This window comes from Mycobacterium heidelbergense (assembly GCF_050205645.1).
GTDB classification, from domain to species: domain Bacteria; phylum Actinomycetota; class Actinomycetes; order Mycobacteriales; family Mycobacteriaceae; genus Mycobacterium; species Mycobacterium heidelbergense_A.
In genome coordinates this window covers 14692-27637 of the sequence record NZ_JBNMQT010000002.1, presented here as the reverse complement: position 1 = coordinate 27637, position 12946 = coordinate 14692, and the positions used below count along the sequence as shown (strand labels likewise).

Sequence of the window (12946 nt, the reverse complement as noted above, 5' to 3'; positions counted from 1 at the left end):
AAGGAGGTGTTGAGTGCTCTACCTGCTGCTCGTCCTGGTCTTGGGGACGCTGATCTACATTGGCTGGCGCGCGGCGCGGGCCCAGACCCACCGCCCGAAGAGTCGCGTCATCGGACCCGACGACGATCCAGAGTTCTTGCGGCGGTTGGGAAACGGCGACAACAACCCTCTCTAGAACCCTCTGTAGCACCCTCCCCTAGGCGACGCCCGGGTTTCGCTCGCCGGGGAAGCCATCGGCCACGACGGCCGCCAGTTCGGTCAGCGCTTCGCGGGTGGGGCGCCGCAGCTGATCCAGAGCGATCTCCGCGCCCTCTTCCAGATGGGGGTCGAACGGTATCAGCCGCACCGCGCGGCAGCGCCGGGAGAAGTGGTCGACCACCTTGTTCATGTCGACCTTGCCGGTGCGAGACCGCACCGCGTTGATGACCGCGATCGAATTGCGGACCTTCTCTTCGTGACCATGGGCGTCCAGCCAGTCCAGCGTCGCCGAGGCGGTGCGCGCGCCGTCGATGGATCCCGAACTGACGACGATCAGCAGGTCGGCCTTCTCCAGCACCGACGACATCACCGAATGCAACAGCCCGGGACCGCAGTCGGTGAGCACCAGGCCGTAGAACCGATCCAGGATGTCCAGGGTGCGGGTGTAGTCGTCGGCGCTGAACGCATCCGAGATCGACGGGTCGCTGTCCGACGCAAGGATTTCCAGCCCGCTGGGCCCCTTCGAGGTGTACCGGCGGACGTCGCTGTAGCGCTCGATCGTTCCGGCATCGTGCAGCAGCTGACGCACCGTGGCCGACGTCTCCAGCGGGATCTTCTGGCTCAGCGTGCCGTGGTCGGGGTTGGCGTCCACGGCCACCACCCGATCGCCGCGGATCGAGGCGAAGATAGACCCCAGCGTCGCGGTGATCGTGGTTTTGCCCACCCCGCCCTTCAACGACAGCAGCGCGACCCGGTAGGAACCCCGCAACGGCCGGTTCACCTGCGCCACCAGGTTGTTGTAGCGGGCGGCCCGCGGGCTCTCCCCCAGGTTGATCAGCTGGCCGGACAGCACGTAGAGCAGCCGGCGCCAGCCCTCCGACGGCGGCGGTTTGACGGGCCGCAGCAGCATGCCGGTGGACAGTTCCGGGTAGGGCGTGTGGGGGACATGCTCTGGGCGGTAGGGGGTTTCTTGCCCTTTCAAGGGAGGCGCGTCGGGCGCGCCGTTGTAGTAGGCGCCGAATGCCGTCGGGTCGACCCGCGGAATACCGGTGACGGGTGTGGGATCCCAGGGCGGCATTCCCGCCGGGGCCGCCGCCGTGGGCGGAGACGTTTCCTGCCGCTCGGGTCCGGGCACCCGCCGCTCGGTGCGGAATCCGGCGAAGGCCCGGGTCGGTGCTTCACCGGTATCCGCCGCCGATTCACCGGCGGGTCGCTCGGTCGAGTCCGGGGACCGCAACTCGGTGGTCGGATGTTCGGGCGCCCCCACGCTTGGCTGGTCGGACACGTGCACTCCCCCTTGCTGCAGTTTTCTCGGGTCGGTCGCTAACTGTCACCCCACGCCCGCATAGGAATGCAGGCCCACGGTCACCAGATTAACGAAGAACAAATTGAAGACCATGGCCACGAACCCGACCACGTTGATCCACGCCGCCTTCCTGTCCCGCCAGCCGGCGGTCGACCGGGCGTGCAGATAAGCCGCGTAGACCACCCACGCGACGAAGGAGACCGTCTCCTTGGGGTCCCAGCCCCAATACCTGCCCCAGGCTTGCTCGGCCCAGATCGCGCCGAAGATGACCCCGAAACCGAACACCGGGAACGCGAAGATCGTGGTGCGGTAGGCGATGCGGTCCAGGGTCTGGGCGTCGGGGCATCGCCGCAACATGCGTGCCAGCGTGCCTTCGGCCTCCGGCTCGCCCAGCCGCGAGGTGCGCAGCAGGAACAGGATGCTGGCGATGCCCGCGACCAGGAACACCCCGGAACCGAGGCTGACCACCGACACGTGAATGGGCAACCAGTACGACTGCAGCGCCGGCATCACCGGGGCGGCGTTGGTGTAGAGCCAGCGCCCGGAAACGGTCAGCAGGATCAGTACCGGCAGCAGCAGGAAAACCCACAGCGGGCGGTACTGCGGGCGGCGCAGCACCACGGCGCCGGCCACCAGGCCGCAGAAGCAGGTCAGGTTGATGAACTCGTACATGTTGCCCCACGGCACCCGCACGGTGGCCAGGCCGCGCAGCACGATGCACGCCAGCAGGAGACCGATACCGAGATAGAGCACCGCCAGCCCGGCCCGCCCGACGCGTTCGTCGAGCGGCCGCTGGGGGACGTCGTCCACGATGCCGGGGCTGGCGCTGTCCACGGCGACCGAACCTGCCAACACCTGCGCGCGGTGATCCGCGCGGCGCCCGCCGACGTAGGCCAGCTCGACGGCCAGCAGCAGCAACGCGACAACCAGGGCCACCACCGCCGAGGTGAACGCCCAGTCCGAGTAGCGCGCCAGGCCGACGTTGACGTGCAGGGTGTTCATGTGACGTCCACCTGAGAACTCCTTCTGGACGCTGGCTCGCCCAGTCCGTCCAACAACCGCTGGGTCAACCGCTCGAACTCGTCGCCCCACCCGGAGTTGTCGGTGCGCGCCAGCCCGCCCAATTCGACGTTCACGGTACCGGCCGCGTCGTCGCCGGCATCAGTGAGCCTGACCCAGACCCGGCGCCGGCGCACCAGCAGCGACACCAACAGTCCGACCATCATCGTGATGGCGAAAACCAGCACCCATCTCTGGCCGGGGTCGTGGGAGACCTGCAGGTTGACGAACGGCACGGCGCCGTCGAATCGGACCGCGGTGCCCGCCGCCGGGCCATGGTCGATCCTGACCTCTTGCCCGGCGCGCAGGTTGACCCTGGCTTCCTTGGTCAGCCGGCCCTGCTGAATCAGCCGCGGGTCGAGGGTGAACAACGATTGGGGCCGGCCCGTGTCCAGGCCGGTGTCGCCGCGGTAGATGTCGACGGCGACCGCGGGGGCGTTCAGCGCCGGGAATCGCGACGACAACAGCGTGCCGTCCAGTTGCTCGGTCGGCGCCAGCAGGCCTTGGATCGCGATCTCGTGTTGGCGGCGCTCGCCGGGGTTGGGATAGCTGCCGGCGGGCGGGTCGATGCGCACCACGCCCGACGAGAGCAGCGTCAGCGGGTTGTCGGGTCGCCATTGCACGGTCGACGTGCGCGTCTGCCCGTCCGGGAAGGTGACCGTGAAGGTGGGCGCGTAGCCGTGGCCCTGCAGGTATACCCGGTCACCGCCGACCCGCAGCGGGTGGTTGACCTCCAGCCGGTAGGGCCGCCAGCTGTTGGCCGCCAGGTCACGGCCGGCCTGATAGTCGATGTCGGCGGCGAACGAGGTGGCCTGCCCCGACTGCAGGTAGTGCGCCTGAAAGTCGTTGACCCGGATGCACATTGGGTGTAGCGACGTGCCGTCGACGGTGTTCCCGGCGCGGAACGAGTCGAACGCCGCGGGCGACGCCGAGCAGAAGCCCGGGCCGCCGTCGGCGATGACGATAACGTTGCCCTCGTAGCCGAACAGCTTGCCGACGGCCACCGCGACCAGCAGGCCCAGCAGCGAGAAGTGGAAGACCAGGTTGCCGAATTCGCGCAGGTACCCCTTCTCGGCGGACACCTCGACGACTTCGCCCTCATGGCGGATGGCCGTGCGCCAGCCGCGAAGGCGGCGGGCGATGGTGTTCGCCAGCCTGTTCAGCTCCTCGGGCCCGGCGACGATCCGGGTCTCGGCGTGCTTGGGCAGCCGGGCGAGGTTGCGTGGCGCCGCGACGGGGGTGGCGCGCAGGCTGCGGGCGTGCTCGATCGTCCGCGGGGTGAGGCAGCCGACCAGAGACACGAACAACAACACGTAGATCGCGGTGAACCAGAAGCTGGAGAACACGTCGAAGGCCTGCAGCCGATCGAGCCACGGGCCGATGACCTTGTGGGTGGACAGGTAGTCGTCGACCTTGCCGGCATTGAGGTTTCGTTGCGGCAGCAGCGCACCGGGTATCGCGCCGAGTGCGAGCAGGCACAGCAGCACCAGCGCGGTGCCCATCGACGTCAGCGCGCGCCAGGTGTTGCGTGTCCAAGCGAGGAGTTGCCTCAAATCGGCAGCCTCACGTCGGACACGAAGGCGTCGCGCAACCAGGAGACGAAGTCGTTCCATACCCCGGTGACCAGCAGAGCGCCGACCGCGATCAGCAGCGCGCCGCCGAAGATCTGGATGGCACGGGTGTGCCGGCGCAGCCAGCCCAGGCCCGCCACCGCCCCCGCCGAACCGAACGCCAGTAAGACGAACGGAATCCCCAAACCCAGGCAGTAGGCGATCACCAACGCGATGCCGCGCGCCACGTTCGCACCCTCGGTGGCCGACGCGACGGTGATCACGCCGGTCAGCGTCGGCCCGAGGCACGGCGTCCAGCCGAGCGCGAACACCGCGCCCAGCACCGGCGCCCCGGCCACCGTCGTGAACCGGCGCGGGCTGAAGCGGGCCTCGCGCTGCAGGACCGGGACGAGGCCGACGAACACCAGCCCCATAACGATGGTCAGCACGCCCCCAACCCGTTGCAGCGCAAGCTGATTGGTGATCAGCGTGGTGGTCACGCCGAGGACCGCGACGGTGCCGAGCACGAAGACGGCGGTGAACCCGGCCACAAACAACGCCGCCGACCCCGCGACCCGCCACCGGGCCGCGGGCGGGGCTTTGACGCCGCCGGGCCCGGGCTCTTCATCCACCCCGACGACCGCGGCCAGGTACGACAGGTAGCCCGGCACCAGCGGGACCACGCACGGCGAGGCGAACGACACCAGCCCCGCCAGCAGGCACGCCCCCAGCGCCACCAGCAGCGGGCCGGCGGCGGCGAGCTGGGTGAAGCCGTTCATCGTTCCTGCGCCACGCGCTGGACCACCGGTCGCAGGTCGTCGGCCAGCAGCTCACGCAGGAACACCGCCGCGACCCGGTGTTGGCGGTCCAGCACCAGCGTGGACGGGATGACGGTCGTGGGGTACTTGCCCCCGAACGCGATCAAGGTACGCATCGCCGGGTCGTAGATCGACGGGTATGTCACGTGCCGATCGTCGACGAAGTCCAGGGCGGCTTGGCGGTTGTTGTCGCGCGCGTCGATGCCGAGGAAGGACACCCCGGTGGCCCGGGTGCCGTCGTAGACCCGCTGCAGTTGATCGACCTCGGCCCGGCACGGCCCGCACCACTGCCCCCAGACGTTGACGACGACGACGTTGCCGGCGAAGGTCTGGTCGGCCAGCGAGATCGTGTGCGCCGGATCCGCGAGGTCCGGCCCGGCCAGCGGGCCCGGACGGCCGCGGCTTGCGGGCGGGTCGTAGAAGATGTCGGTCTTGCCGCCCGGCGACACGAATTCGAAGGTGCCACCCTGGGCTACCGCATCGCGGCCCGAGCAGCCGGCCAACACCATGGCCACCACCGCCCCGGCCATCGCCAGCCACCGCACGCTCAAGTGCTCTCCGGCTGGAAGTACTCGACGTCGACCAGCCGGTCGCCGTCGTAGACCAGCGTGGTCACCGAGGCCAGCCCGCATTCCCGCCGGCGCGGGTCGTGCCAGAGCCGCTTGCCGGTCAGGTGCAGCCGCAGCGTCCACACGGGTAGTTGATGGCTGACGCACACCACCTCGTGGCCGGCGCCGCGGGCGCGCGCCTTGTCCGCCGCGGTCGTCATCCGGGCCGCGATCTCGGCGTACGGCTCGCCCCAGGACGGGGTGAACGGGTTGCGCAGCTGCCACCAAAACCGCGGATCGCGCCAGGCGCCGTCGCCCGGGCCGACGCGCCGGCCTTCGAAGAAGTTGGCCGATTCGATCAGATCCGGGTCGGTGTCGACGGGGAGGTTGTGCTTCGCGGCGATGGGCGCGGCCGTTTCCTGGGCCCGCTGCAACGGGGAGGAGATCACCGCGACGACGTCGCGGTCGGCCAGCGCGTCGGCGACCGCCTGCGCTTGCGCCCGGCCCGCCTCGGACAGGTGGAATCCGGGCAGCCGGCCGTAGAGGACCCCGCTCGGGTTGTACACCTCGCCGTGCCGCACGACATTGACGCGCGTGTGCTCGGCCATCAGGGTCCGTCCTTCCGGGCGGCCGCCTGCGCGGCGGCGGGCAGCGCGGCGGCGATCCGGTCGAACGCGGCGTCGTCCAGAGCCGCCGAGACGAACCACGCCTCGAAAGCACTGCACGGCGGGTAGACGCCGGCGTCCAGCAGGGCGTGGAAGAACGGCGGAAACCGCCAGGTCTGGCTGGCGCGGGCGGACGCGAAATCGGTGACCGGGCTATCGGAGAAGAACACGCTGAGCATGTTGCCGGCCCGCGGAATCTGATGTGGGACACCGGCTTCCGTCAACGCCTCGGAGAGCAGACCGGCCAGGCGGTCGGCGTTGGCGTCCAGTGCGGCGTAGACCGCGTCGTCGGCGGTGCGCAGCGTGGCCAGCCCGGCGGCCATCGCCACCGGGTTGCCCGATAGCGTGCCGGCCTGATACACCGGCCCCAGCGGCGCCAGCCGCTCCATCACCTCGGCCCGCCCGCCGAACGCGGCGGCCGGCAGCCCGCCGCTCATCACCTTGCCGAACGTGAACAGGTCGGCGGCGACCGGATCGATTCCGTACCAACCACTTCGGCTGACCCGGAAACCCGTCATCACCTCGTCGACGATCAGCAACGCACCGTGCTGGGCGGTGATCGCGCGCAGTCCCGCGTTGTAGCCCGGCGCGGGCGGCACGACCCCCATGTTGCCGGGGCTGGCCTCGGTGATCACCGCGGCGATCTGGTCGCCGTGTCGGGCGAATGTGTCGCGGACGACGTCAATGTCGTTGTAGGGCAACACGATTGTGTCGGCCGCGGCGGCGCCGGTGACCCCGGGCGAGGACGGCAGACCCAGCGTCGCCACCCCGGAACCCGCGTCGGCGAGCAACGCGTCGACGTGCCCGTGGTAGCAGCCCGAGAACTTGACGATCTTCGCCCTACCGGTGAAGCCGCGGGCCAGGCGGACCGCGCTCATGGTGGCCTCGGTGCCGGAGTTCACCAGCCGGATCCGCTCGACCGGCGTCACCCGGCCGATGATCTCGGCGGCCAGCTGCGTCTCGGACGGAGTCGGCGCCCCGAAGGACAGTCCGTTGGCGGCGGCCTTGGCGACGGCGTCGACGACGGCCGGGTGGGCGTGGCCCAGGATCATCGGACCCCACGAACAGACCAGGTCCACATAACGGTTGCCGTCGGCGTCGGTGAGCCAGCATCCGCGCGCCTCGGTGATGAAGCGCGGGGTGCCGCCCACCGCCGTGAACGCGCGCACCGGCGAGTTCACCCCGCCGGGAATGACCGCGCACGCATCGTCGAACAGTGCCGCCGAGGTCCTCGTAGCTGCGGCGGCCTGGTCAGTGCTGCCCATGACCACCAGTGTTCCAGCCCCCGCGTGCCTATCAACTACAGGGTGTAAGAGTCGGCTCCGCGACAATCGACTGGTGACTCGGGAGACGGCCGTCGAGATCGCCCGCAGCAGGATTGCCGCGGTCCGCGAGGACCCGGACGCCCGGCTGGCGCTGATGGGTGAGCTGTACGAAGTCCCGCGGCGGGTCGACCGGGGCCATCTGCCGTATCGGCTGGCGACGTCGGCCTTCATGGGCTGGCAGCTGCGACGCGGGCTGCTCAACCCGGCCGACGGGCAGGCCCCGGGAAGCCCCTGGTGGCGCGCGATGAACGAGCGCCTGCTCCGCGACGGCTGGGAAGCCCGCGCCCTGGCGTTCGGGCACCCCGGCGAACCCAGCTCCCCGGCGGTCGCCGCGGCGCTCGAGTTCATCCGGCATCCGTCCGCGCGACGCTGGTACCGGGCGCACAACATCAGCATCGTCAGCGCCTATCTCGACCACCTGGACCTGGCATCGCGCGAGTCCCGCGTCGAACGCTTCTTCATCAACCTGGTGCTGATGCGGGTTCTCTATGCCCACGCGCTGGTCGCCGCGCCCCGGCTCGCGCTCGGCTGGCTGGCGTTCGCGGGTCGGCCCCTCGGGGATCCGCGATTGGGCATGACCGGCATCTTTCTGTCGCTGTCCCGGGTCCTCCCCGACCGCTACCCGCTCGGCGACGACCTGGCTCCCTACCTGCGGGCCGAACATGGAGTGGCGCACCTGCTCGACGTCGGGGTCATCCAGCCCCGCGTCGAGCCCCTCTACGACTGGTCCGCCGGCGCCCTCGCCATTCCTGGGCTGCGACGGCTGCTCGCCGACGGGACGCCGTGCTACGCGTGGCCCGCGGACGACCGGCAACCGTGGCATCCGCCGCCGTCGCGGCCGGCTCGGCTGGCTCGCACGCTGGTGCCCGCGCCGCGCCGCACGGGTTGAAGTCGGCCGTCGGGGGCGAGTTGGATGGTGGCATGCAATTCCCCCAGCGAGTCGCTCGCTTCAACCGTCACGTGACCAACCCCATTCAGCGGATGTGGGCCGGCTGGCTGCCGCCGTTCGCGATCATCGAGCATGTCGGACGGCGCTCCGGAAAGCCTTACCGCACACCGGTGAATGCGTTCTACACCAGCGTCGACGGCAAACCCGGTGTGGCCGTCGTGCTGACCTACGGCCCCGACCGCGACTGGCTGAAGAACCTCAAAGCGGCGGGCGGCGGGCGGATGCGCCGCAGCGCCAAGACTTTCGGCATCACCGACCCGCGGGTCATCAGCAAGGCCGAGGCGGCCTCCCACGTGCAGGGCAGGTGGCGGGCCGTTTTCGCCAGGCTGCCGTTCGAGCAGGCGGTGCTTTTCACCAAGGCCGACTGACCTATCGCGCTGGGCGCGCGGCGATTCGGCCGCGGGCTCGAGTGGCGAGATATAGCCCGATGACCACCGCCCACGACAGCAGGGACAGCCAGAGCTGACTGCGCGCCGAGCGGTCGAACGCCATCTGCACCAGCACCGCGGTGATTCCGGCGAGGGTGAAAACCGACAGCACCGGGAAGAGCCACATCTTCACCCGCAGCCTTTGTGGCGGTGTCCGGCGGCGCAGGATGATCTGCGACAGCGCGATCAGCCAGTAGACGAACAAGATGACGGCGCCCGACGAGTTGAGTAGGAAAAGAAACACCGTGCCGGGCGCCAGCCACGCCATGACGACGCAGCCGAATCCGACGGCCGACGAAAACAAGATCGCGAGATGCGGGACGCCGCGCCGGCTGAGCTTGACCAGCCGAGCCGGCGCCTCATGCCGGTCGGCGAGGACGAACAGCATGCGCGACGCCGTATACAGGCCCGAGTTCAGGCACGACAGCACCGCCGTGAGCACCACCGCGTTCATCACCTGACCCGCGGCGGGCAGACCCATGCGTTTGAGCGCGGCGACATACGGCGAGGCGCCGACCTCGACCGAATTCCACGGCAGGATCACGACAAGAAGAAAGACCGAGCCGACGAAGAAGACCGCGATGCGCGCGACAACCGATCGCGTCGCGCGCTGGACCGCGAGTTCGGGATCGCGGCTCTCGGCGGCCGCGACGGTGACGATCTCGGCGCCGACCATCGAGAAGATCACCACCACGATGGCCGCGAAGACCGCGCCGACGCCCTTCGGGAAGAATCCGCCGTGCGACGTGAGGTTGGAGAAATCCGTGTGATGGCCGGGCAGGAACCCGAGCGCGAATACCGCGCCGACGGCGAGGAATATCGCGATCGTCGCGACTTTGATTCCGGCGAACCAGAATTCGAATTCGCCGAAGGACGTCACCGAGAACAAGTTCGTCGCGGTCATCAGCAGCATTAGGCACAGCGACAGCAGCCACAGCGGCGCGTGAAACCAGTAGCCCAGCACCTTGCCGCCGGCGACCGCCTCGAAGCCGACGACGATCACCCAGAAGTACCAATACAGCCAGGCGACCGAAAAACCCGCCCAGCCGCCCAGCGCCCGCCCCGCGTAATCGGCGAACGATCCGGTCGACGGGTTCGCGGCCGCCATCTCCCCCAACATCCGCATCACCAGAACGATCAGTAGACCGCACAACGCGTACGTCAGGAATGCGGCGGGCCCGGTATCGCGGATCACCACGCCCGACCCGACGAACAGTCCCGCACCGATCACCCCGCCGAGCGCGATCATGCTGAGCTGCCGTTGCGACAACCCTTGGCGCAGTTGCGTTGTGCCGGCCATGGTTAACCACAGCACATCGCCCGGCGGGTCACCACCCGGGCGCGCCGCCGGCCGGGCTCAGAAATGCAGGTCGCGCTCGCGGATCAGCGCGGTGGCGAGCACGCTGATCGCCGCCGTCGCAACGAGATACCCGCATGCCAGCCACGGCGTGCCCCCGGCCGCCGCGATCAGCGCGGTGAGGATCATCGGGGTGACCCCGGAGGCGTAGATGCCGGAGACCTGGTAGACGAACGACAAGCCGGTGTAGCGGGTGCGCGTGGGATACAGCGCGGAATACAGCGTGCCCTGCGCGCCGTAGAACAGCGCGTGCACCACACCGAACACCACGACCATCGCCAGCCCGAACCAGAGCAGGTTCTTGGTGCCGAACAACGCGAAGGCGGGAAACGCCGCCAAGCCGTAGCAGACCACCCCGGCCAGATACACGCGCCGAGCGCCGTAGCGGTCGGTCAGGATTCCCGACACCGGCAGCAGCGCCGCCATCAGCAGGGCCGCGATGGTCACCACCACCAGGACCGACACCCGGTGCAATCCCAACGCGCCGGTGGCGTAGCTGATCGCGAAAACGCCCCAGGTGTTGAACGCCGAACCCTCCGCCCAGCGCGACAGCAGCCCGAGCACGGTGTTGCGCCGGGAACGCGGTTCGCGAACGATCTCGCGGATCGGCACGCTGGACTCGGCCTCGGCGTCGCGCAGCTCGCGGAAAGCCGGGGTTTCCTCGACGCGCAACCGCACCACGATGCCGATGACGACCAGCACCAGGCTCAGCAGGAACCCGATCCGCCAGCCGTAGGCCAGAAACCTGTTCTGCCCCAACACAATCTGCAGGTACGCGAATATGCCTGTGCCCAGGGCCAATCCGAGCGCCAGGCCGACCTGGGGAACCGCCCCGAAGCGGCCGCGCCGGTGTCCCGGGCTGTGTTCGACGGCCAGCAGCACCGCGCCGGCCCACTCGCCGCCGAGCGCGAAGCCCTGCAGAATGCGCAGCACCAACAGCAGGATCGGCGCCCAGGCGCCGATCTGCGCGGCGGTGGGCAGCGCCCCGATCAATGCGGTCGCGCCGCCCATGATCAGCATGGTCAACGCCAGGCTGCGCTTGCGGCCGATCCGGTCGCCGATGTGGCCGAACACCAGCCCGCCGATCGGGCGCATGACGAACCCGACGGCGAACGTCGCGAACGCCAGCAGGGTGCCGACCAGGGAGCTGGCGTCGGGAAAGAAGACCTTGTTGAACACCAGGCCGGCCGCGGTGGCGTAGAGGAAGAAGTCGTACCACTCGACGGTGGTGCCCAGCAGGCTTGCCGCGATGACGATGCGCAGCCGCCGTCGCCGCTGGGCGTCGGATTCGTCGTGACCTGCCGGCGCAGCGATCGCCGCGTCGGGCAACGTGGTTGCCATGACTAGTGCGCCGACGCGATCGCGAACGGTGTCGACGCGGCCGGCTGCGACTGACGACTGGGATGCTTCCACAGGCCCATCCGCTCCAGCAGCGGCAGCACGCCCTCGCCGAACCAGTAGGCCTCTTCCAGGTGCGGATACCCCGACAGGATGAAGTGGCTGATGCCCAGCTGGGCGTACTCGGCCAGCCGTTCGGCGACCTCGGCGTGCGACCCGACCAGGGCGGTGCCCGCTCCCCCGCGGACCAGCCCCACCCCGGCCCACAGGTTGGGCCCGACCAGTAGCCGGTCGGCGCTGCCGCCGTGCAAGTCCAGCATCCGGCGCTGACCCTCGGATTCGCTGCGCGCCAGGCTGGCCTGCACCCGTTCCACATCCGCCGGGTCGACGGCCGCCAGCAACCGGTCGGCCTCCGCCCACGCTTCCTCGGAGGTGGGTCGGCTGATCACGTGAATTCGCAAGCCGTACCGCAGAACCCGGCCGGCGTCGACGGCTAGTCCCCGGATCCAGTCCAGCTTCTGCGCGACCGCCGCGGGCGGCTCACCCCAGGTGAGGTAGACGTCGGAGTACTTGGCCGCCACCGGCCCGGCCGATCCCGACGACCCGCCGAAGAACACCGCGGGTATCGGGTCGGGTGGGTTGTTCAGCTGCGCGCCCTCGACGCGAATGTGGTCGCCGGCGAAGGTGACCGGCTCGGTCGAGGTCCACAGTTGCCGCACCACATGCAGGAACTCGGCGGTGCGGGCGTACCGCGACTGCTTGTCCAGGAAATCCCCGTAGGCGCGTTGCTCATGCGGTTCGCCGCCGGTGACGACGTTGAGCAGCAGCCGTCCGTTCGAGTGCCGCTGGAAGGTCCCGGCCATCTGCGCGGCCAGGGTCGGGCTGAGCAGCCCGGGACGGAACGCCACCAGGAACTTCAGCGTGTCGGTGCCCTCGATCAACGTCGCCGTCGTCAACCACGCGTCCTCACACCACAATCCGGTGGGCGTGAGCACCGCCTCGAAGCCGTTGTCCTCGGCGGCCGCGCAAATCTGGTGTAAGTAACGCAACGTCGCAGGCCTGTCGCCGTGCATCGCGGTGCCGTGCCCGCCCGCGACCAGGTTCCGGGAGTCGCCGTAGGTCGGCAGAAACCAGTGAAATGCCAGGCTCATTCAATCCTCTTTCGGTCAGCCGTCGGCCCTTGTGCGAAAGCTCCATCGTGTAAAACCTCGGCGGGCCATGCGAGGGTTGAAACCGCCGAGATTGCATCCCGGCCCGGGTGCCGCCGGAGCCGGGGCGGGCCGGCCGCGCGGGATTCGGCGTGGGGCGGCGGCCCGGCGCATGGGGCTGGGGCGGGGCGCCTCGTGTTCGGCTGCGGCGGAAGGCAATACGCTCACCGACCGCCGCCGGTCACCGCGCCCGTGAC

Annotated in this window: 13 protein-coding genes; 3 read left to right on the top strand and 10 right to left on the bottom strand. The window is 69.6% G+C overall.

Annotated features, from left to right (window positions below; translation table 11 throughout):
- Positions 1-13: 13 nt before the first annotated feature.
- Positions 14-175, top strand: a complete 162-nt coding sequence (locus tag ACQI5H_RS01570) for a hypothetical protein (RefSeq protein WP_427077693.1) — start codon at positions 14-16, stop codon at positions 173-175.
- Between the two features lie 21 nt (positions 176-196).
- Here ACQI5H_RS01570 and ACQI5H_RS01565 read toward each other — a convergent pair whose 3' ends face one another.
- From ACQI5H_RS01565 to hemL, 7 genes are all read right to left on the bottom strand, one after another.
- Positions 197-1435 (bottom strand): AAA family ATPase, encoded by a 1239-nt coding sequence (locus tag ACQI5H_RS01565; protein WP_427077978.1) that lies wholly within the window; start codon positions 1433-1435, stop codon positions 197-199.
- A 93-nt stretch (positions 1436-1528) separates the two neighbouring features.
- Positions 1529-2506, bottom strand: coding sequence for a c-type cytochrome biogenesis protein CcsB (gene ccsB, locus ACQI5H_RS01560; protein ID WP_427077692.1), 978 nt, complete (start codon positions 2504-2506; stop codon positions 1529-1531).
- Positions 2503-4065, bottom strand: coding sequence for a cytochrome c biogenesis protein ResB (resB, locus tag ACQI5H_RS01555; protein WP_427077977.1), 1563 nt, complete (start codon positions 4063-4065; stop codon positions 2503-2505). The genes ccsB and resB overlap by 4 nt, the downstream gene beginning before the upstream one ends.
- Positions 4066-4112: 47 nt before the next feature.
- Complete coding sequence (locus tag ACQI5H_RS01550; protein ID WP_427077691.1) at positions 4113-4892, bottom strand: cytochrome c biogenesis CcdA family protein; 780 nt, start codon at positions 4890-4892, stop codon at positions 4113-4115.
- Positions 4889-5482 (bottom strand): TlpA disulfide reductase family protein, encoded by a 594-nt coding sequence (locus ACQI5H_RS01545; protein WP_427077690.1) that lies wholly within the window; start codon positions 5480-5482, stop codon positions 4889-4891. Before ACQI5H_RS01545 ends, ACQI5H_RS01550 begins: the two co-directional genes overlap by 4 nt.
- Positions 5479-6087, bottom strand: a complete 609-nt coding sequence (locus ACQI5H_RS01540; RefSeq protein ID WP_427077689.1) for a histidine phosphatase family protein — start codon at positions 6085-6087, stop codon at positions 5479-5481. The genes ACQI5H_RS01545 and ACQI5H_RS01540 overlap by 4 nt, the downstream gene beginning before the upstream one ends.
- Complete coding sequence (gene hemL / locus ACQI5H_RS01535) at positions 6087-7409, bottom strand: glutamate-1-semialdehyde 2,1-aminomutase (protein WP_427077688.1); 1323 nt, start codon at positions 7407-7409, stop codon at positions 6087-6089. The genes ACQI5H_RS01540 and hemL overlap by 1 nt, the downstream gene beginning before the upstream one ends.
- Positions 7410-7482: 73 nt before the next feature.
- Here hemL and ACQI5H_RS01530 point away from each other — a divergent pair, with 73 nt between their 5' ends.
- The gene (locus ACQI5H_RS01530; RefSeq protein ID WP_427077687.1) at positions 7483-8358 is read left to right on the top strand and encodes a hypothetical protein; all 876 of its coding nucleotides are present in this window, start codon (positions 7483-7485) and stop codon (positions 8356-8358) included.
- A 32-nt stretch (positions 8359-8390) separates the two neighbouring features.
- Positions 8391-8786 (top strand): nitroreductase family deazaflavin-dependent oxidoreductase, encoded by a 396-nt coding sequence (locus ACQI5H_RS01525; RefSeq protein ID WP_427077686.1) that lies wholly within the window; start codon positions 8391-8393, stop codon positions 8784-8786.
- A 1-nt stretch (position 8787) separates the two neighbouring features.
- Here the strand turns inward: ACQI5H_RS01525 and ACQI5H_RS01520 are convergent, their stop codons facing one another.
- Genes ACQI5H_RS01520 through ACQI5H_RS01510 form a run of 3 tightly spaced genes read right to left on the bottom strand, consistent with a single transcriptional unit; the run spans position 8788 to position 12692 of the window.
- On the bottom strand, positions 8788-10146 hold the full coding sequence (locus ACQI5H_RS01520) for an amino acid permease (protein ID WP_427077685.1): 1359 nt from the start codon (positions 10144-10146) through the stop codon (positions 8788-8790).
- A gap of 57 nt (positions 10147-10203) precedes the next feature.
- Positions 10204-11544, bottom strand: a complete 1341-nt coding sequence (locus ACQI5H_RS01515) for an MFS transporter (RefSeq protein WP_427077684.1) — start codon at positions 11542-11544, stop codon at positions 10204-10206.
- Between the two features lie 2 nt (positions 11545-11546).
- Positions 11547-12692 (bottom strand): LLM class flavin-dependent oxidoreductase, encoded by a 1146-nt coding sequence (locus ACQI5H_RS01510; RefSeq protein ID WP_427077683.1) that lies wholly within the window; start codon positions 12690-12692, stop codon positions 11547-11549.
- Between the last annotated feature and the right edge of the window lie 254 nt (positions 12693-12946).